Genomic DNA, 18,103 nt, shown 5'->3' on the forward strand with positions numbered 1-18,103 from the left:
TCCGAGCATCGGCGGTAACGAGGGCGACACACCGAACTCGCAACGGCGGCTATAACGAGTTCTCGAACGATGACGAGGTGATCGCAGCCGTTCCGAAAATAGTGTACTGCCGAGGTATCACTCGAGGAGCGTCTCGTCTCCCTCGAGGGCGTACAGCGTTCGCGCCGCGACGTTAACCGCGTGGTCGCCGATGCGTTCTATGTCCCGGACGACCAGCAGCGGCCGCGAGACGTCCGCGACGGCGTCGTCGGACGCCGAGTCGCAGTCGTCGACGCGCTCGAGCAGTCGACAGACGATCCGCTCGTGGACCGCGTGACACCGTTCGTCGAGTTCGTCGTCGCGGCGGGCGAGCACGAAAGGAGCGTCGGCGTCGTCGGTGACGAACGCCTCGACGGCGTCCTCGAGCAGTTCGAGAGCGAGGGCGCCGAGCCGTTCGAGGTCGAGATCGGCCATCTCGTCGGAGCGCGATCGAAGCGCGTACGCGGCGAGGTTGGCAGCGAGGTCGCCCACCCGCTCGAGGTCGGTGACGATCTTGAACGCGGCGACGACGAACCGCAGGTCGCTCGCGACCGGCTGGTAGAGCGCGATCAACTCGAGACACTCCCGCTCGAGTTCGAGGTACCGGCGGTTGACCTCGTCGTCGCGGTCGACGACGGCCCGGGCGTGGCTCGAATCGTCGGAAAACAGTGTCGAAAGGGCTGTCTCGAGTTGCGTGACGACGAGATCACCCATGGCGACGACGGCGTCGCGAAGCCGCTTGAGACGCTTCTGGTACGCCGGTCGGCTCATCACCCGAACTTGCCGGTGATGTAGTCTTCGACGCGCTGGCTCTCGGGGTTCTCGAAGATTTTTGTGGTGTCGTCGAACTCGACGAGCTCGCCGCCGGTGAGGAACACCGCGGTCTTGTCGGAGATCCGCGCGGCCTGTTGCATGTTGTGCGTGACGATTACGACCGTGTAATCTTCGGCCAGTTCCTCGATCAGGTCCTCGACTTTCGACGTCGCGACGGGGTCGAGCGCCGAGGCCGGTTCGTCCATTAGCAGGACCTCCGGGTCGGGAGCGATCGCTCGCGCGATGCAGAGTCGCTGCTGTTGACCTCCCGACAGTTCGAGGCCCGACTCGTCGAGTCGACCCTCGACCTCGTCGAGCAGGGCCGCACGCTCGAGTGCGCGGTGGACCTTCTCGTCGACGTCGTCGGTCTTGCCCTGGACCTCGAGGCCGTAGGCGACGTTGTCGTAGATCGACTTCGGGAACGGGTTCGGCGACTGGAACACCATCCCGATCTTCCGGCGCAAGGCGACCGGGTCGACGTCGTCGTCGTAGACGTTCTTGCCGTCGAACAGCAACTCGCCTTCGACGCGCGCCGCGTCGATGAGGTCGTTCATCCGGTTGATCGAACGGAGGAACGTCGACTTTCCACAGCCCGACGGGCCGATCATCGCCGTCACGCGTTTTTCGGGAATCGCGACGTCGACGCTCTGGAGCGCCTGCTCGTCGCCGTAGTAGACGTCGATGTCGCGAGCCTCGACGATGGCGTCGGTGTCTTCAGACGCGTGCGATCGATCCTCGACGTCGAACGACGAGTCGAGCAGTGATTCGTCCGAACTGTCCGTCTGTGCCGCCGAATCGGCGACGGCGGTTCCGCTGCCGTCGGCTCGCGGATCGTTGCCGTCCGTCTCGAGTGGGGTATCTCGTGTCATGTTAGTTCTGTCGCTGGTACTTGTTGCGAACGAGGATCGCACTCGCGTTCATCATCAGCATGACGATCAGCAGCGTCACGACGCCGGCCGCGAGCACGCCGTACCGGAACTCGGTCTCGATCTCTTTCGACCAGGCGAAGATCTGCCGGGGCATCGCGCTGAACAGGCTGAAGAACGTGTCCGGTGGTATGCGGACGACCGCTGCGGCACCGATCATCAGAAGCGGTGCCGTCTCGCCGATCGCACGGCCGAACGCGAGGATCGTTCCGGTCATGATTCCCGGCAGCGCCCGCGGAAGCACGACGTTTCGGACCGTCTGCCACTTCGTCGCACCCATTCCGTAGCTGGCCTGCCGGAGCGAGTCCGGGACGCCACGGATCGCCTCCTGGGCGGAGACGATGACGATCGGGAGGATGAGCAGCCCGATCGTGAGACCGCCGACCATGACGATCCCGGCCTGCATCCCGGCGGTCCGGACGAACAGCGTGAGACCGAGAACGCCGTAGACGACCGAGGGGACGCCCGCGAGATTCGCGATGTTGATCTCGATGAGGTCGACGATCGAGCCGAGCAGTTCGTCGTTCGGTGCGTACTCCTCCAGGTAGACCGCGGCCCCGACGCCGACGGGGAACGCCGCGACGGCGACGACGACGAGCATCATCACCGATCCGACGAGCGCGGGGTAGATACCGGCGTCCCTGGGCGTCGTACTGGCGGGACTCGTCAGGAAGCCCCAGTCGAGCCAGAGGTCCGGCCCGGCGAAGCCGAGCGCATCGACGAGGAACGCACCGAGGAGTGCGCCGGCCGCGACCACGACGGGAAACGCCAGTCCGGAGACGCCCACGTCGCGTCTGACGACCGACTCCACGTACAGTCCGACGGGAAGGGCGACGACCGTCGCGAGGACGACCCACGTCGTCGCCGAGAGGTCGACGAGCGGTGCGGCGACGAGTCCGAGTCCGGCGGCGACGATCGTCGCGCCACCGGCGATCGCCCCATCGCGGTCGCTCTCTCGCACGCGCCGGACGTGCCAGGCGGCCGCCGCCGAGATCGGCAGCGTAAACGTCAGCAGAAGCGAGAGCGACGCCGTCGGCAGGACCGGTAGTGCGAGGATCACCTCCCGGAGACTCGGAACGAGTTCCGGGATCGCAAACGACAGCCGGAACAGTTCCTGTCCGAGAAGCGGCGTCTCGACCGGGAAGTCGACGGCGATCCCGGGAACGCCGACGAGCGCGAGCAGGGGGACGAGAACCACGACCGCGAGTCGCTCGAGTGCGCCGGCAGTTCGCGTTCGTGCGTGGAGTTCGACCAGCCCGAACGCGACGGTAGCCGAGAGCGCGAGTGCGAACCACGCGTGCGGCGAGACGATGTGTTCGAAGGTGATCACGACGCCGCCGGCGAGCAGGGTCGTCGCGACCGGAAGGCCAAGCGCCGTGTACGCGACCTCACCCGCTCGAGTGTCACGCGTGTAGTAGTAGCTGCCGACGGCGACGGCGGGCAAGACGAGCGTCACGACGAACGTGAGGAGCCAGCCCGTATCGGCCGTCAGCGGCTGGACCGCGTCGTTGAAGACGTACAGCAGGAACACGAGCACGAGTCCGAGCGCGAGCAGCGTCGCACCGAGGCAGCTGAGTTTGAACAACAGTCCGCGAACCTGGCTGACCTGTCCATCTGCGCCGAACCAGCTTCCGGTCGATTCGTCGGTCGTCGCCATCAGCGGATCACCTCTGGACGCGTCGTATACGAGTTGACACTCATTGGTACTCCTCCCGGTAGCGTGCCGCGATGCGATTGCTGAGCAGGTTCATCGAGAACGTGACGAAAAACAGCGTCAACCCGATCGCGAACATCGAGTAGAACTCCGGCGTGCCGCCGGTCGCGTCGCTCGTGACGGCGTGGACCATCGCGGCGGTCATCGTCTGCCCGGAGTTGAACAGGTTCGCGAACGGGTTCGTGAGATCGAGCATCCGTGCTTGCATCCCACCCGCCATCACGACGATCATCGTCTCGCCGATCGCTCGGGAGAGCGCCAGGATGTACGACGAGAAGATGCCGGAGACGGCAGCAGGGATGACGACGCCCGTCGAGACCTCGAACTTCGTCGCACCGAGGCCGTAGCCGGCCTCCCGAAGCGAGTCCGGGACCGCGCTCATCGCGTCCTCGCTGATCGAGGAGACCATCGGGATGATCATGATCCCGACCATGATCGACGCGGAAAGCAGGTTGAACATGCTCAGATCGAGCCCTCCCTTTCGGAGCCACGGTGTGAGATAGACCAGTGCGAGGTAGCCGTACACGACCGTGGGGATGCCAGCGAGGATCTCGAGGGCCGGTTTCAGGACCGACCGCATCCGGTCGCTCGCGTACTCGCTCAGGTAGACCGCAGCCGCGGTTCCGATGGGAATCGCGACGATCGCCGAGACGGCTGTGACGACGAGCGTCGCGGTCACCAGCGGCAGGACGCCGAAGGTGCCCCGACTCGACTCCCACTCCGTGCCGGTGAAAAACGAGAGCGCGTCGACCTGTCTAAAGAACGCGACCGCGTCTACTGCCAGGGTGACGACGATGCTGACCGTGACGAACACGGTCAGCGCCGCACAGAAAAACAGCAGCCAGTGATACAGCCGCTCTTTCGCAATTTGCCCGTGTGCCGACCGTGTGAGATCGGCGTCGAATGATTCGTTACCCATATCCGTGCTAATTTCTATTCAAATGTGAAATGAAAAGTACCCACTGTGCTTAGTTGCCCGCCGCTTCGTCGAGTTTGCTCATGTTCTCGTCGACCTGGTCCTGGCTCGACGGGACGTAACCGACCTCGTCGGCGATCCAGTCGGCACTGGAGTTCTCGAGGTAGAACTTCACAAATTCGTAGACTTCCTCGCGCTGGACGGACTCCTCGGACGGGTAGATGTACAGCGGTCGGGCCATCGGGTAGGTTCCCTCCTTGGCAGCCTGTAGGCCCGGCTCGCCACACTCGCTGCTGTCGTCTTCTTTGACCGAGAGCGCCTTCACGCGGTCCTCGTTCTCGGCGTAGTAGGCGTAGCCGAAGTAGCCGATGGCGTACGGGTCGTTCTCGAGGCCCTCGATGATGATGTTGTCGTCCTCGGTGGGTTCGTAGTCGGTGCGGTGGTTGCCGGCCTCGCCGATGACGTTCTCGGTGAACCAGTCGAACGTCCCCGAGGTCGTGTCGGGGCCGTAAAGGACGAATTCCTCGTCGGGCCAGTCGGAGTTGACGTCCGACCACGTCTCGGCACCGCCTTCCTGCCAGATCTGGGCCAGTTCGTCGAAGGACATGCAGTCGACCCAGTCGTTGTCGGGACTGACCGCCACAGTGAGCGCGTCGCCCGCGACGTTCATCTCGATCGGCGTGACGTCGTTTTCGGCACAGAGGTCTTGCTCTTCGGACTTGATCGGACGGGACGCGCCGTTGATGTCCGAATCACCGGGACAGAAGTGGTTCTGGAAGCCGCCACCGCTGCCGGTCGAGTCGACGGTGACGTTCACGTTCGGGTGTTGCTCCATGAACCGCTCTTGCATCTGGACGGAGATCGGGTAGACCGTACTGCTCCCCTTGACGACGACCTCGCCCGAGAGTCCGTCGTCGCCGTCGCTTGCCTCGTTCTCGGCACAGCCGGCGATCGCCACCGCTCCCACGGATCCGGCCGCAGCGAGGAATTTCCGTCGCGATACTGCGTCGACCGTCCGGCCGAACTGGTTGTCGGGCATCAGGCAAACGAATCCATCGGTCGTAAAAATACGATGCTATGACTAGTATATATTCGTACATAGAGCCATATTCGGCTACTGTTCGGGCAGTAGCCGCGAAGCGTCTCGGATCGACGCCGTTCGAGTATAGCGACGTCACTCTCGACCGACCGCCGTCGAACGGCGTCGATCGGCGGGAGTCGGGACGAACGTTCTCGACCGGTCGTACGCGAGGGGATCTGGTTCGTCGCGTGGTCCGTGATCCGCCAGAGCGAGCCCACATACATATATACACATTTTTCTATATATCTATACGTTCGTTATCTATTGACGAAGGTAGATATACGGTCTGGAACGTTCCGATAATAGATCTAAATCGACGAATGCGACCCGAGTAACCGGCCAGAACGGATTGCTCTATAGATACTGGTAGATTTATAGTCTACCGGTCTAGAGCGAACCACATGGAGACGCGCAAGGTCCAGGTAACTGGAGGATCGACGTACACCGTCTCGCTCCCCAAGTCCTGGGCGACCGACAACGACGTCAGCGCAGGAACCACGGTCGAGTTCTACCCCGAAGACGACTCGTTGCTCCTGACTCCCCAGAGTGAGACGCACCGACAGAAGGGGACCCTCGACGTGTCGAACCTCGAGGGCGATCGGCTCACTCGTGCGGTCATGACGATGTACGTCAGCGGCTTCGACGTCATCGCACTCGAGGCGAGCCGGATCACGACCGATCAGCGGCGGGCGATCCGCAGCGCCACGCAGAGTCTCGTCGGCGTCGAAGTTCTGGAGGAGACGACCGACAGCGTCGTCATCCAGGACCTGCTCGACTCCTCCGAACTCTCGATCGTCAACGCCGTCACGCGCATGCGCCTGATCGCCCAGTCGATGCTCGAGGACGCCGTCACGGCGCTCATCGAGAACGACGACGACATCGCACACGACGTCATCGAGCGCGACGACGACGTCGACCGCCTCTGGCTCGTCGTCTCGCGGATCTTCCGGGCGACCCTGCGGTCGCCCCGAGCCGCCGAGGAACTCGGCGTTCCGCGGGAGGACTGTTTCGACTACCACTCCAGCGCTCGCCAGCTCGAGCGCGTCGCCGACCACGCCGTCAAGATCAGCAAGCTCGCGCTCAAACTCGAGGAGATCCCCGAGGAGGTCGCAGACGCCCTCGAGGTGCTTCACCAGGACGCCTTCGACATCCTCGAGAAGTCCATGGACGCGCTGTTCGCCGAGGAGAGCGAGGAGGCAAACCGGCTCGGGCACGCCGCCCGCGAGTCGGTCCTCGAGATCGACCAGCACACGCGAACGATCGACGACATGCTTCGCGACCTAGATCCCATCCAGGCGCAGTCGCTCGGCCTGATCGTCGACTCGCTGTCCCGCAGTGCAGACTACGGGGGCAACATCGCCGAGACGGCGCTGCAGAAGGCCGCTCCGCGTCCCTGATCGGGGGAAGGAGACGGGTATCGCAGTCGCTTGCGGTTCGGAGAAGCGTCGAGAGAACGGGGGCTACTTACTCGAGCAGGACCGCGTTGACCTGTCCGGTCTGACCGGGACGGGAGGTGACGCGGGCACGACCCTCGTCGGTGTCGATGACGGCACCTTTCGTGATGATGTTCCGGCGGACGTAGTTGGGGTTAGCGTCGTTCTCGACGACGTCGTTTATCGTCGTCGTCACGGTCTCGCTGCCGACGTTGACGTTCGCCTCGTTCGTCGCGAGCGCGCGCGTTTTCTCACCGTTTCCGCGAACGTCGACGGTCCGGAAGCGGGGTTCGCCGACCTGCGTCTCGGTCGGGAGCCGTCCGAGTTCGGACTTCTTGCGGTTCCGGGAGTGCTTGAGTCGGCCACCGGTTCGCTTTCGCGTAGAGCGTCCCTGGTCTTGCATACTCGGGAGAAGTCCCGGCGCATACTTGAATGCACTCTTTCCGGCCGACTCGTCGCTCGTCAGCCACCGGACGTGGCCGGACGCTTCCACGAGGGGCGCGCTGGTGGCGCTGGAGGTGCTGGTGGTTACTCCTTCTGGGCGTCGACGACCGCCACGCCCGCGAGGTTGACGATGTCTTTGACCTCGTCGCCGCGCTGGAGGACGTGGACGGGCTTGTCCATTCCCACGAGCATCGGGCCGATCGCCTCGGCACCGCCCAGCCGCTGGAGCAGTTTGTAGCCGATGTTGCCCGCCTCGAGGTTCGGGAAGACGAGCACGTTGGCGGGCTCCTCGAGTTCGGAGAACTCGTAGGTCCCGGTGAGGATGTCCTCGACGACGGCGGTGTCGGCCTGCATCTCGCCGTCGACGGGGAAGTCGACCTCGGGGTCGTCCTGGAGCATCGAGGCCGCCCGGCGGGGCTTGCGGGTGCCCTCGTTGTCGACGCTGCCGAAGTTCGAGTACGAGAGCAGGGCCGCACGCGGCTCGACGTTGAACCGGCGGGCAAGCTTTGCGGTCTGTTTGGTCACCTCGGCCAGCACGTCCTCGTCAGGCGACTGGTTGACCGTCGCGTCTGCCACGAAGATCACGCGATTCTTGAACGTGAGCAGGTAGACGCCGGCGGCGTAGTTCGCGTCGGGTTCCGTCCCGATCACCTGCAGCGGCGGCCGCAGCGCCGACGGGTAGTGGTGGGTCAGCCCCGTCAACAGCGCGTCCGCGTCACCTTGCTCGACCATCACGCTCCCGAAGTAGTTGGTGTCCCTGCGGACGAGTTCCTCCGCCTCGGAGCGCGTGATCCCCTTGCGCTGGCGCAGTTCGTACAGTCGATCGGCGTACTCCTCGTAGTCGCCGGCCGCGGGATCGGCGACGGACGGGGTGAAATCGAGCCCCAGGTTCGCCGCGGCCCGTTTGATCTCGTCTTCGTCGCCGATGAGAACGGGGTGAGCGATCCCCTGTTCCTGGAGCTGGTAGGCAGCGCGGATCATCTTCTCGTCGTCGCCCTCCGCGAGCGCGATGCGCTTGGGTTCGCTCTTGGCCTTGTTGAGCACGACCCGCATCATCTCGCGGGACTTGCCCAGGCGAGCCTCGAGTTGCTCCTCGTACTCGTCGACCTCGAGGTCGACGCGGGCGGCACCGGAGTCGATCGCCGCCTGGGCGACGGCGGGGGCGACGCGGAACAGCACGCGCGGGTCGACCGGTTTCGGGATGATGTAGTCGGGACCGAACTGGAGGGGTTCGTCGCCGTAGGCTTTGACGACCGCGTCGGGGACGTCCTCCCGCGCGAGGTCGGCGAGCGCCCGGGCGGCGGCGACTTTCATCTCCTCGTTGATCTCCGTCGCGCGCACGTCGAGCGCGCCACGGAAGATAAACGGGAACCCGAGGACGTTGTTGACCTGGTTCGGGTAGTCCGATCGACCGGTCGCCATGATGACGTCGTCGTCACGGGCCTCCTTGGCCTCGTGGTAGCCGATCTCGGGGTCAGGGTTGGCCATCGCGAAGATGATCGGGTTTTCGCCCATCGAGGCGACCATCTCCTGGCTGACGATGCCGCCGACAGAGAGGCCGACGAAGACGTCCGCCCCCTCCATCGCGTCGCCGAGGTCGCCCTCGGGCACGTCGCGGGCGAACTCGCGTTTGTACTCGTTGACGTCGCCAGCACGAGCGCGTTCTCGGGTGATGATTCCCGAGGAGTCACACATCGTGATGTTCTCCTTTCTCGCCCCGAGCGAGACGTAGAAGCGAGCCGTGGCGAGCGCGCTCGCGCCCGCGCCGGAGAAAACGATCTCGAGGTCCTCGAGGTCTTTCCCGGCGACGTCGGCGGCGTTGAGAAGCGCCGCCCCGGAGATGATGGCGGTGCCGTGCTGGTCGTCGTGGAAGACCGGAATGTCCATCTCCTCGCGCAGGCGCTCCTCGACGGTGAAACACTCGGGCGCTTTGATGTCCTCTAAATTGATCCCGCCGAAAGTCGGTTCCATCATCTTCACCGCCTCGACGATCTTGTTCGGGTCGGCCTCGTCGAGTTCGACGTCGAACACGTCGATGTCGGCAAAGCGCTTGAACAGGACGCCTTTCCCTTCCATCACCGGCTTCGACGCCTGTGCACCGATGTCGCCGAGTCCGAGCACCGCCGACCCGTTCGAGACGACACCCACGAGGTTCCCCTTTGCGGTGTAGGTGAACGCTTCCGTCTCGTCCTCGTGGATTTCCATACACGGCGTGGCGACGCCGGGCGAGTACGCGAGCGAGAGGTCGCGCTGTGTATTCGTCGGTTTCGTCGTCGAAATCTCGATCTTTCCTGGAGGATCGATGCGGTGGTACTCCAACGCGTCCTCGTCTAATCCCATGCGTAGAGCCACTGTGGGGGAGTACAAAAACGATGTGAAAGCAACAGTAGACAATCGTCGAAACCACAGTCGTTACCACGGTACCTGGTGTCGTGGTGGTGCAGGCCAGGAGCCAGAACAGCTGGGTTCTGGCGTGTCGTCTCCCAGTCACGTTCCTGATTCGACTCTTTTATACGCACCGCGACAGTGTGGTGACGTATGGACGTCGCGCTCGGTGGGACGTTCGACCCCGTTCACGACGGTCACAGGCGGTTGTTCGAACGGGCGTTCGAACTCGGAGACGTAACCGTCGGCCTGACGAGCGACGAGCTCGCGCCGAAGACTCGTCACGTCGACCGGTACGTCAGATCGTACGACGAACGAAAGCGTGACCTCGAGTCGGAACTCGAACAGTACGCGGCCGAACACGACCAGGAGTTCGAGGTCCGAACGCTCTCGGAACCGACTGGAATCGCGACCGAACCGCAGTTCGACTACCTGATCGTCTCACCCGAGACAGTCGACGGCGGCAAGCGAATCAACGAACTCCGGCGCGAACGGGGACACGATCCGCTCGAGATCGTCGTCGTTCCGCACGTCCTCGCCGAAGACGGCGACATCATCTCGAGTACGCGCATCGTTCAGGGAGAGATCGACGAGCACGGTGCCCTCACGCCGGATCGCGACGGTCGCGAGAAGACGCGCACCTGAGCGCGTGACTGTCACGGAAATCGACCGTCACAGACCGCCTATACGCGTGTAACGGTACGTCTTCGTCGACTTCAGACGATTTTACTGGATTTCGATGTCGTAGTAACGTCTTACGTCGACCGTCACCGCCGACGAGGCCGCAGTCACCACTGCGGTGGCTCGAGCCCGGCGATCTCGAGGAGATCTTTCCACCGCTGCTGGATCGACAGTCGGGAGACGTCCGCGGCGTCGGCGACCTCGCCTTGCGTCCGACCGTCGCCAGCGACGAGCGCCCCGGCGTAGACGCTGGCCGCGAGCGCAGCCCGTTTCGATCGGTCGGCGTCCGGCACGTCGGCGAGGAAGAGATCGACCGCACACGATCGCGCCTCGGACGACAGCTCGAGTCTGTCGGCAACCTGTTCGAGTTCCGTCAGCCAGTCGTCGTATTTGACGCGCTCTCGAGCGCTGTACATACCGTCGAGTACCCGCTCATCCGGTTTAAAGGCACGGCCGGAGAGTGGACGACTGCGGGGGTCGAAAACAGTTCGGACAACAGTACGCTACGTGATCCAACATTCAACTACGAACGATCGGGAATACGGTCGTCTTCCAGCGATTCTACTAGGTCGCGATTACTAATTGAGGAGGAACGCGACGTGTAGCTAGACTCCGGCCGCCCGACGGTTCGGCGTCAGTTGTCAATGAGCGAACCAACCTGCAAACTCGTCTGTACCGGGTGTGGCCTCGAGATGCCGTACCGGGATCGCGCACTGGCCGAGCAGGCGGCGGAGCTCCACCAGTCGCGTGGTGACGAACACGTGACCTTCATCGTCCCACTGGACTGGTCGCCGGAAGAGCCGGTGACCCACGAGTGATCGGGACCGACAGGTACTTACTGGACTCGCGGGAATCGGAAACTGCGCGCGGGTAGCCAAGCCAGGCCAACGGCGCAGCGCTTAGGACGCTGTCCCGTAGGGGTCCGCCGGTTCGAATCCGGTCCCGCGCATTCTCCGCGAACAATTCCGTGAGCGGAGAATTCGGTCAGCGGATTCGAACCCTGCAAGTCACAGCCCGCGCAGGGCCGTAGCCCGAGCAGGAATGTCTCGCTTCGGTTCGAATCCGGTCCCGCGCATTCTCCGCGAACAACTCCGTGAGCGGAGAATTCGGTCTCAGCAACATCCGCTTTTACCGGACCAAAGCGCTCGATCAACGACGTTCCAATCTCCCCGGTTGCTCATACTACTGGACACCAGTCAGTGACTACTCGATCGCGTCTCGACGGCTGTCGTCGCTGACGACTGCGTCTCGAGTGCGATCGATGTCTGATAACGCCTGCTGTAAGTCATCACCGGAGCAACCGCGAGCAGTCTGGCGGTTGCTCCGGAAAACAGTTACAGCAGTCATTATGAACCGTGTTGTCCAGCAGTATCACTCACACGGCGATCCCTCGAGGACGGCCACCACCCGTGCTGCCGGACGACGGTCAGTAGACACTCCATCGGGCAGTGTTCGAAGAGTCGCGGGGAGAGAGGACGAGTCGAGCCGACCGGTGGCCAGGGCCGACACGCGAGCCAGTCAGCGCGCGAGGGAGAGTGCCGCGTCGATCTCGCCACGCCACGGATTTCCGTGGCCGGGCAGGAGCGTCACCGAACCCAGCCCCTCGAGTCGGGTGAGCGACGCCCTGGCTTCGTCGTGGTCCTCGTCGGCGGAACCGAGTAGCTGCGGATCTCCCTCCCGGCCGGTGAAGATGTTCCGCGTCGCGAGCACGTCGCCACAGAACAGGACGTCGCGGTTCTCGACGTACAGCGCGCACGACCCGCGGGTGTGACCGGGGGCAAAGATCACGCGCGGTTCGCCGGGCACGGGGAGGACGTCCCCGTCGGCGAGTGGCTCGGCGTCGGCGAGCGGTTCGACGGCCGTGACGCCGTCGCGGATCATCTCGACGGCGTACACGAAGAACCCGGGCCGCCAGAGGTTTCGGTAGAACCATCCGGGGGCGCCCTGTGGCTGGCCGCGAAGGAGAGGCAGGTCGTCCGGATGGCAGTAGACGGGCACGTTCCGGTCGACCAGATCGCTGGCGAAGCCGACGTGGTCGGCGTCCGCGTGAGTCAACACGAGGGCGGCGACGTCGTCGAACTCGTAGCCGTTTTCGGCGAGCCAGTCGCCGAGCTGCGGCCAGTGCGCCGGGAGGCCCGCGTCGACGACGGTCAACCCGTCGTCCGCCTCGAGGACGTACCAGTTGATTCGACGCGTGCCGAATCGGTAGACGCCATCGGCCACCTCGCGATCCGTCGACTCGGGGCGATCGTCGGCCGTCGATGTGCTCATACTGTCAGTACGAATATCGAACATATAGTTGTTCTCGACGTTACACGATATACAGGCGAAAGCCCATGAGTTTACTCGTGGGATGAAGCCGTCACTACTGCATCAAACCACGCGACACGACTCCCCCGAATCACCCACGCAATCTGAAAGGTTTAAGACGAATCTCCACGTTATTCGACAGAGGCATGCGGCATGCTGCTGCGGGGAACCCGCTCACGCTCACCATGGCTACGAGTAGGTCTCACACTCCTACACACAAACACACCCTTCGCAGCCCAACCAGCAGTGTGGTTGGCATGCCACTCGACGACCCTCACTCGTGGTTTGAATCGAGGGTCAGGCCGATGGCGCGGCCCACTGCCCAGTGCGCTGGACGCCGCTGGGAGCCACTCCCTCCTCGGGAGGGCTACGCCGAGCAGATACCCAAGACCACCACAACCCTCCGTGTGAGGGCTGAAGGCGCGTCAGTGAACCCGCAAGTTCACAGCCGGGGTGGAGCCCGCGTATGCGGGCCGTGATACCCACGGAGGAATCCCACGGCGTTAGCCGTGCGGAGGACGTCAAGGGCCGGGGTCTGTGCAACCACGAGCGGACGACGTCCTCGAGGACGTCGATCTGCCGAAGGTCCAGGCTGGACGAGGATACGATCGTCAGTCGAAGAAACCACGAGAACGACTGGCGGACACTCGTCTGACGGGTCCACAACGCTTATTCACACGCGAACGGGTTGTAGTATCAATGGCCGGGCTAGACGACGTGTTTGGAGATCTTTTTTCGGGAATCGACGGCGTCGTCCTCTTCTCACCGAGTGGATCGTACTACGAGCGGTTCGAAGACCTCGAGGACCTCGATGTGATCGTCATCGGGACGGAGAACACCGTCGGGGCCGAGACGTTCGTCGAGTTACCACTCGAGTTCGCAGACATCACCGACCGGGTCCGGTTCGGACTCGAGGGTGGGATCGACGATGGCGTCATCGAAGACGGTGACGTGCTGGTGTGTGCGACGAGCGTCTTCGACGACGGGATCGACACCGTCTCGCGCGTGAGAGCCGACGCAGACGCACACACCGGAATCTACGACCTGTTCGCCAGGTCGCGAGCCGATCCCGAGGTGATCCGGTCGGTCCTCGAGTTGGCGATCGAACTGGGAAAGAAAGGACAGAAGGGCAAGCCCGTCGGCGCGCTGTTCGTGGTCGGCGACGCGGGGAAAGTGATGAACAAGTCTCGACCGCTGTCGTACAACCCCTTCGAGAAGTCCCACGTCCACGTCGGCGACCCGATCGTGAACGTCATGCTAAAGGAGTTCTCGCGGCTCGACGGCGCGTTCGTCATCTCTGACTCGGGGAAGATCGTTTCGGCCTACCGGTACCTCGAGCCGTCGGCGGAAGGCGTCGACATCCCGAAGGGCCTCGGCGCGCGCCACATGGCCGGCGGGGCGATTACCCGGGACACGAACGCGATCGCGATCGTCCTCTCGGAGAGCGACGGACTGGTACGGGCGTTCAAAGGCGGAGAGCTGATTCTGGAGGTCGATCCGGAGGCATACTGACATGGTAGACGTGCAGGCTCTGGTCGACGAGCCGGCGATCATAGCGACCGCAGTGTTGGCGCTCGGGTTCGTCATCGGGTATCTCGTCGGCCGACTGAACAAGGAGCTGTTGAGTGCAGCGGGCGTCCCGGAGGCCGTCGAGGGGACGCCGTTCGAACGGACGGCACAGTCGCTCGGAACCTCGACGGTCGAAATCGTCGCGCGACTGAGTTCGTGGTTCATCTACGGCATCGCCGTGCTCACGGCCGTCCACATCGCCCAGCTGCTCGATACGAACGCGTTCTGGCTGCGCGTCACCGAGTACATCCCACACGTTTTCATCGCCGTCTTCGTCCTCATCATCGGTTTCATCGTCGCCGACAAGTCGGAACTCGTCGTCAGCGAGTACCTCCGGGGCGTCAAACTGCCGGAGGTATCGATCATTCCGAAGGCGGTGAAGTACTCCGTGCTGTACGTCACCTTCCTCATCGCCCTCTCGCAGGTGGGCGTTCGGGTTCTCGCGCTGATGATCCTGCTTACGGTGTACGCCGCCGGCGTCGTCATCGTCGGCGCGTTCGCGTTCAAAGACTTCCTCGTCTCGAGTGCGGTCGGGATCTACCTGCTGCTCGAACAACCCTACAGCATCGGGGATCGAGTACGGATCGGCGATCGGGCGGGAATCGTCCAGGAGGTCGACCTCTTCGTGACGAAAGTCGAGTCCGACTCCGAGGAGTACGTCATCCCGAACCGGCAGGTGTTCGACGAGGGAATCACCCGGATCCGGGACTGATCAGTCGAGCGTGAGACCGGCGTGCCACAGGTCGACGCCGGCCGCACGCTTTTTCGCGTCCATCTTCGCGAGCAGGCGCGTCGCGAGCGAGGCGGTCTCGACGGCTCGCGTCTCGCCTTCGGTGCGGAACTCGCCGGTCACCCGGTTGGCGTAGACGGTACAGACTGCACCGGCCCGAAGCCCGTAGAGGTTCGCGAGCGTGAGAATGGCGCTGGCTTCCATCTCCACGTTCGCGACGTTCGCCTCCCGCAGCTCGTCGAGCAGTCGCTCGGAATCAGCGGCCTCGAAGCCGTCGAAGCCGGGCCGTCCCTGGCCAGCGTAGAAGGAGTCCGTACTCGTCGTGATCCCGGTGTGGTAGTCGTATCCCAGCCGTTCGGCGGCGGCGACGAGCGCACAGACGACCTCGTGGTCGGCGACGGCGGGGTAGTCTTCGCGGACGTACTCGTCGCTGGTCCCCTCCTGGCGGACGGCTCCGGTCGTGATGACGAGGTCGCCGACGGCCATCTCCGGCTGGATCGCACCACAGGAACCGACGCGAATCAGCGTGTCGACGCCCACGCGGGCGAGTTCCTCGACCGCGATCGCGGCCGACGGGCTGCCGATCCCCGTGGACGTGACCGAGATCGGCGTCCCCTCGTAGGTTCCGGTCGCCGTTCGATACTCCCGGTGGTGGGCGCGAACCTCACCCTCGTCCCAGCAGTCGACGATCTTCTCGACGCGTTCGGGGTTTCCCGGCAGGAGGACGGTATCGGCGACGTCGCCCGGAGCGATCTCGAGGTGGTACTGTACGTCGGCGTTCGGGTCTTCACTGTCGCCCGGCATTCGGCAGTCGGATTCGGTTCGGGACCGTATATAAATGTAGGGCAGCCGTAGGTCCGATCATGGCGAAGGGAACGCTCGAGGACACGTACGTCGCCGCCCTCCAGCACGATCGGGCGGACGTCGACCCGACGGCGACGCTCGTCGGCGTCGTCCGGCGACCGACGTCGTGGTTTCACGCGGCCGTCGACGAGAACGTCCCCGAACTCGGCCCCCCCGCGGCGTTGCTCGAGGACGTCCGCGCCGCCGAGGAGGACCTGAAGATGCAGGGGATCTGCGAGGAGGGGGCACACAACGCCGCCTGGCACCGGGCCGACTTCGAGGATCGGTACCGCCGGCACCTCGCAGAATCGCCCGAGGCAACGGCGGCGATCGCGGCCCTCGAGGAACGGCTCGAGGCGGGCGAGTCGCTGGCGCTGGTCTGCTACGAGAACACCGACAAGAAGCGGTGTCACCGGACGATTCTGCGAGACGTCCTCGAGGAGGACCCGTAGACGGACCGGTCCGGCGCGGACGCGCGACTCGAGTTGAGTACTCGCGTGAGCGGGAGTAGGTCGGGTACACGGACCGAGTCGGGTCGGTCAGATAGTTTTTTTGACGGCAGTGTGGAATGAAAAACAGTGATCGATGAGAACGGACGAGGACTTCCCCGCGGTCGCCGCCATCTTCGTCGTCGGGATGGCGCTCCCGATCGCCGTCGCCCTGGCGATACACGACGTGCTCGCGCTCTACCTGACGGGCCGTCAGTTCGCGTCTCTCGGTGCGGCCGCGTTCGCCCTCCTCACGTGGGTACTCCTCGAAGCGCGGGAGATAGACCGCGCGAACTTCCTGGTCGCGTCGCTCGTCCTCCCGTGGATCGGGGCCGTCGGAGTGGTATTCGTGGGATTCACGGTGGGACAACACCCCGGTGGCTTTCGATACCTCTTCGGGGAGTTCGAGGATCTCGGAGCGTACGCGGCGCTGTACACGATCGGTGGCGTCGTGGCCGTGGCACTCCTGCGAGGAGTCGAACGGTTCACACGGCGGGACGGCTGGCGTCCCGCACCGCTGACCGTCGCCGTCGGCCTCGTCGCCGTCCTCGTGCTCGGGTCGGCAGTGGGCGGCGCGTACGTGACCATCGCCGCGAGTTCCGCCTCGATCTCGGACGTCGAGGCCGACGTCATCGATCGGCGATCGAGCTACGAGACCGACGGGACGGGGCTGGTCGTCGTCGTCGAGGGCGAACCGACGGAGCTTCGCCTGACGGTGACCGCGCCCGACGGGACGACGGCAGTCGAGCGGCTCACGGACGAGGATCTGCGGGACGGAACGGCCACGGTCGAACTCGAGGACTGGCGATTCGACGCGCCCCTGCGAGCCGGGACGTACGAGGTTGAGTTGTCGGCGCTGACGGGTGTGACGGTCGATCGGACGACGTACACGATCGAAACCGAGCCCACGCCGTCGCTTCGGCAGGTCGAGGTCGTGCCGCCGAACGGCGAACCCACCATCGACGTTCCCACCGACGCGACGGGAAGAGAGAGTGGAACCGAGAGCCAGGTCCGGATCGTCACCGTGATCGCGAACGAGGGCGACGCCCCCAGCGAGTTCGCCACCAGACTCGTGGCCGGCGACGGCGAATTCGTCACGGTCGAGGCGATCGTGATCGAACCCGGCCGGTCCGGTGTGACCGTCGTCGGCCTGTCCGACGAGGACGTCGAGCGGGTCCACCGGGAAAGCGACGGAGAACTCGAGGTGGAAGTCATCTTCGACGGCGAGGTCGTCACGACAGAGCGCGTGATGCTCCCCGCACCCGAAACCGACAGCGGGTAGCGACGAACGCCGTGCCGTCGCGTTACTCGAGGGTCGCTTCCGTGATCGTGTTGGGCAACAGTTCGCCGAGCGTGTACTCGCTGACCGAATCGCCCTCGTCACAGAGCACGAGGAGGTCCGGATCGCAAAACTCCGTGAGCGTCTGGCGACACATCCCACAGGGCGTGACCCCGTCGCGGCGGTCGGAGCTGACGGCGATCCGCGAAAAGTCGCGATGTCCCTCCTTGACCGCCTCGGCGATCGCCACCTCCTCGGCGTGGAGGCTGTTACTGAAGTTCGCGTTCTCGAGGTTGCAGCCGACGAACACCTCGCCGTCGGCGGTCTCGAGGGCTGCTCCGACGCGGTACCCGGAGTACGGAACGTGTGCGCGGTCCTGTACGTCGCGGGCCGTCTCGACGAGGTCGTCGACGGAAGATCGGTCGTCGTCCATGGCGAGCGATAGGTCGACGGCGTGCAAGAAACCACCGTCC

At 64.3% G+C, this 18,103-nt stretch carries 18 protein-coding genes and 1 tRNA gene; 8 read left to right on the forward strand and 11 right to left on the reverse strand.

Annotated features, from left to right (window positions below):
* Positions 1-117: 117 nt before the first annotated feature.
* The 5 genes from phoU to MU558_RS00995 are packed head-to-tail and all read right to left on the reverse strand — an operon-like array spanning position 118 to position 5,426.
* Positions 118-789, reverse strand: a complete 672-nt coding sequence (gene phoU / locus MU558_RS00975) for a phosphate signaling complex protein PhoU (protein WP_246971155.1) — start codon at positions 787-789, stop codon at positions 118-120.
* On the reverse strand, positions 789-1,700 hold the full coding sequence (gene pstB / locus MU558_RS00980; RefSeq protein ID WP_246971158.1) for a phosphate ABC transporter ATP-binding protein PstB: 912 nt from the start codon (positions 1,698-1,700) through the stop codon (positions 789-791). Before pstB ends, phoU begins: the two co-directional genes overlap by 1 nt.
* A 1-nt stretch (position 1,701) precedes the next feature.
* Entirely contained in the window at positions 1,702-3,414 is a 1,713-nt protein-coding gene (gene pstA / locus MU558_RS00985) for a phosphate ABC transporter permease PstA (RefSeq protein WP_246971160.1), read from the reverse strand.
* Positions 3,415-3,454: 40 nt separating this feature from the next.
* A complete protein-coding gene (gene pstC, locus MU558_RS00990) occupies positions 3,455-4,390 on the reverse strand; it encodes a phosphate ABC transporter permease subunit PstC (protein ID WP_246971162.1) in 936 nt (311 codons plus the stop codon).
* Positions 4,391-4,439: 49 nt separating this feature from the next.
* Entirely contained in the window at positions 4,440-5,426 is a 987-nt protein-coding gene (locus MU558_RS00995; RefSeq protein ID WP_246971165.1) for a PstS family phosphate ABC transporter substrate-binding protein, read from the reverse strand.
* 443 nt (positions 5,427-5,869) lie between these two features.
* Here MU558_RS00995 and MU558_RS01000 point away from each other — a divergent pair, with 443 nt between their 5' ends.
* Entirely contained in the window at positions 5,870-6,865 is a 996-nt protein-coding gene (locus MU558_RS01000) for a phosphate uptake regulator PhoU (RefSeq protein WP_246971167.1), read from the forward strand.
* A 67-nt stretch (positions 6,866-6,932) separates the two neighbouring features.
* Here the strand turns inward: MU558_RS01000 and MU558_RS01005 are convergent, their stop codons facing one another.
* Together MU558_RS01005 and MU558_RS01010 are read right to left on the reverse strand one after the other, a co-directional pair.
* Positions 6,933-7,304, reverse strand: coding sequence for a 30S ribosomal protein S8e (locus tag MU558_RS01005; protein WP_246971169.1), 372 nt, complete (start codon positions 7,302-7,304; stop codon positions 6,933-6,935).
* A 125-nt stretch (positions 7,305-7,429) separates the two neighbouring features.
* Positions 7,430-9,685: an NADP-dependent malic enzyme gene (locus MU558_RS01010; RefSeq protein WP_246971171.1), complete on the reverse strand. Its 2,256-nt coding sequence runs from the start codon at positions 9,683-9,685 to the stop codon at positions 7,430-7,432.
* A 198-nt stretch (positions 9,686-9,883) separates the two neighbouring features.
* Between MU558_RS01010 and MU558_RS01015 the strand changes: the two genes are divergently transcribed.
* Positions 9,884-10,375 (forward strand): phosphopantetheine adenylyltransferase, encoded by a 492-nt coding sequence (locus MU558_RS01015; RefSeq protein WP_246971173.1) that lies wholly within the window; start codon positions 9,884-9,886, stop codon positions 10,373-10,375.
* Positions 10,376-10,518: 143 nt separating this feature from the next.
* Here MU558_RS01015 and MU558_RS01020 read toward each other — a convergent pair whose 3' ends face one another.
* Positions 10,519-10,827 carry a transcription initiation factor IIB family protein gene (locus MU558_RS01020; RefSeq protein WP_246971175.1) on the reverse strand — a complete coding sequence of 103 codons (309 nt, stop codon included), beginning with the start codon at positions 10,825-10,827 and terminating at the stop codon, positions 10,519-10,521.
* A 228-nt stretch (positions 10,828-11,055) separates the two neighbouring features.
* Here MU558_RS01020 and MU558_RS01025 point away from each other — a divergent pair, with 228 nt between their 5' ends.
* Positions 11,056-11,229, forward strand: a complete 174-nt coding sequence (locus MU558_RS01025) for a hypothetical protein (RefSeq protein ID WP_246971177.1) — start codon at positions 11,056-11,058, stop codon at positions 11,227-11,229.
* A gap of 46 nt (positions 11,230-11,275) precedes the next feature.
* Positions 11,276-11,360: transfer RNA gene (locus tag MU558_RS01030), tRNA-Leu, on the forward strand.
* 569 nt (positions 11,361-11,929) lie between these two features.
* Here MU558_RS01030 and MU558_RS01035 read toward each other — a convergent pair.
* A complete protein-coding gene (locus MU558_RS01035) occupies positions 11,930-12,682 on the reverse strand; it encodes an MBL fold metallo-hydrolase (protein ID WP_246971180.1) in 753 nt (250 codons plus the stop codon).
* A 738-nt stretch (positions 12,683-13,420) separates the two neighbouring features.
* On the opposite strand from MU558_RS01035, the gene dacZ reads away from it, so the two are divergent.
* Together dacZ and MU558_RS01045 are read left to right on the forward strand one after the other, a co-directional pair.
* Positions 13,421-14,233: a diadenylate cyclase DacZ gene (gene dacZ, locus MU558_RS01040; protein WP_246971182.1), complete on the forward strand. Its 813-nt coding sequence runs from the start codon at positions 13,421-13,423 to the stop codon at positions 14,231-14,233.
* Between the two features lies 1 nt (position 14,234).
* Positions 14,235-15,002 (forward strand): mechanosensitive ion channel family protein, encoded by a 768-nt coding sequence (locus MU558_RS01045; RefSeq protein WP_246971184.1) that lies wholly within the window; start codon positions 14,235-14,237, stop codon positions 15,000-15,002.
* Here MU558_RS01045 and MU558_RS01050 read toward each other — a convergent pair whose 3' ends face one another.
* Positions 15,003-15,824: a nucleoside phosphorylase gene (locus MU558_RS01050; protein WP_246971186.1), complete on the reverse strand. Its 822-nt coding sequence runs from the start codon at positions 15,822-15,824 to the stop codon at positions 15,003-15,005.
* A 59-nt stretch (positions 15,825-15,883) separates the two neighbouring features.
* Between MU558_RS01050 and MU558_RS01055 the strand changes: the two genes are divergently transcribed.
* Positions 15,884-16,315: a DUF488 domain-containing protein gene (locus MU558_RS01055; RefSeq protein ID WP_246971188.1), complete on the forward strand. Its 432-nt coding sequence runs from the start codon at positions 15,884-15,886 to the stop codon at positions 16,313-16,315.
* Positions 16,316-16,448: 133 nt separating this feature from the next.
* Positions 16,449-17,633, forward strand: a complete 1,185-nt coding sequence (locus MU558_RS01060; RefSeq protein WP_246971191.1) for a hypothetical protein — start codon at positions 16,449-16,451, stop codon at positions 17,631-17,633.
* A 22-nt stretch (positions 17,634-17,655) separates the two neighbouring features.
* Here the strand turns inward: MU558_RS01060 and cdd are convergent, their stop codons facing one another.
* Positions 17,656-18,090: a cytidine deaminase gene (cdd, locus tag MU558_RS01065; protein WP_322987026.1), complete on the reverse strand. Its 435-nt coding sequence runs from the start codon at positions 18,088-18,090 to the stop codon at positions 17,656-17,658.
* Positions 18,091-18,103: the final 13 nt, after the last annotated feature.

Origin of the sequence: Natribaculum luteum (assembly GCF_023008545.1) — an archaeon.
Taxonomy (GTDB): domain Archaea; phylum Halobacteriota; class Halobacteria; order Halobacteriales; family Natrialbaceae; genus Natribaculum; species Natribaculum luteum.

What these genes read in the sequence shown, in the direction of transcription:
- phoU (WP_246971155.1), bottom strand. Translation starts at nt 789, where the DNA reads ATGAGCCGACCGGCGTACCAGAAGCGTCTCAAGCGGCTTCGCGACGCC.
- MU558_RS01000 (WP_246971167.1), top strand. Translation starts at nt 5,870, where the DNA reads ATGGAGACGCGCAAGGTCCAGGTAACTGGAGGATCGACGTACACCGTC.
- MU558_RS01025 (WP_246971177.1), top strand. Translation starts at nt 11,056, where the DNA reads ATGAGCGAACCAACCTGCAAACTCGTCTGTACCGGGTGTGGCCTCGAG.
- MU558_RS01020 (WP_246971175.1), bottom strand. Translation starts at nt 10,827, where the DNA reads ATGTACAGCGCTCGAGAGCGCGTCAAATACGACGACTGGCTGACGGAA.
- MU558_RS01010 (WP_246971171.1), bottom strand. Translation starts at nt 9,685, where the DNA reads ATGGGATTAGACGAGGACGCGTTGGAGTACCACCGCATCGATCCTCCA.
- MU558_RS00995 (WP_246971165.1), bottom strand. Translation starts at nt 5,426, where the DNA reads ATGCCCGACAACCAGTTCGGCCGGACGGTCGACGCAGTATCGCGACGG.
- MU558_RS01005 (WP_246971169.1), bottom strand. Translation starts at nt 7,304, where the DNA reads ATGCAAGACCAGGGACGCTCTACGCGAAAGCGAACCGGTGGCCGACTC.
- pstB (WP_246971158.1), bottom strand. Translation starts at nt 1,700, where the DNA reads ATGACACGAGATACCCCACTCGAGACGGACGGCAACGATCCGCGAGCC.
- MU558_RS01015 (WP_246971173.1), top strand. Translation starts at nt 9,884, where the DNA reads ATGGACGTCGCGCTCGGTGGGACGTTCGACCCCGTTCACGACGGTCAC.
- MU558_RS01060 (WP_246971191.1), top strand. Translation starts at nt 16,449, where the DNA reads ATGAGAACGGACGAGGACTTCCCCGCGGTCGCCGCCATCTTCGTCGTC.
- pstC (WP_246971162.1), bottom strand. Translation starts at nt 4,390, where the DNA reads ATGGGTAACGAATCATTCGACGCCGATCTCACACGGTCGGCACACGGG.
- MU558_RS01045 (WP_246971184.1), top strand. Translation starts at nt 14,235, where the DNA reads ATGGTAGACGTGCAGGCTCTGGTCGACGAGCCGGCGATCATAGCGACC.
- MU558_RS01055 (WP_246971188.1), top strand. Translation starts at nt 15,884, where the DNA reads ATGGCGAAGGGAACGCTCGAGGACACGTACGTCGCCGCCCTCCAGCAC.
- pstA (WP_246971160.1), bottom strand. Translation starts at nt 3,414, where the DNA reads ATGGCGACGACCGACGAATCGACCGGAAGCTGGTTCGGCGCAGATGGA.
- MU558_RS01035 (WP_246971180.1), bottom strand. Translation starts at nt 12,682, where the DNA reads ATGAGCACATCGACGGCCGACGATCGCCCCGAGTCGACGGATCGCGAG.
- MU558_RS01050 (WP_246971186.1), bottom strand. Translation starts at nt 15,824, where the DNA reads ATGCCGGGCGACAGTGAAGACCCGAACGCCGACGTACAGTACCACCTC.
- dacZ (WP_246971182.1), top strand. Translation starts at nt 13,421, where the DNA reads ATGGCCGGGCTAGACGACGTGTTTGGAGATCTTTTTTCGGGAATCGAC.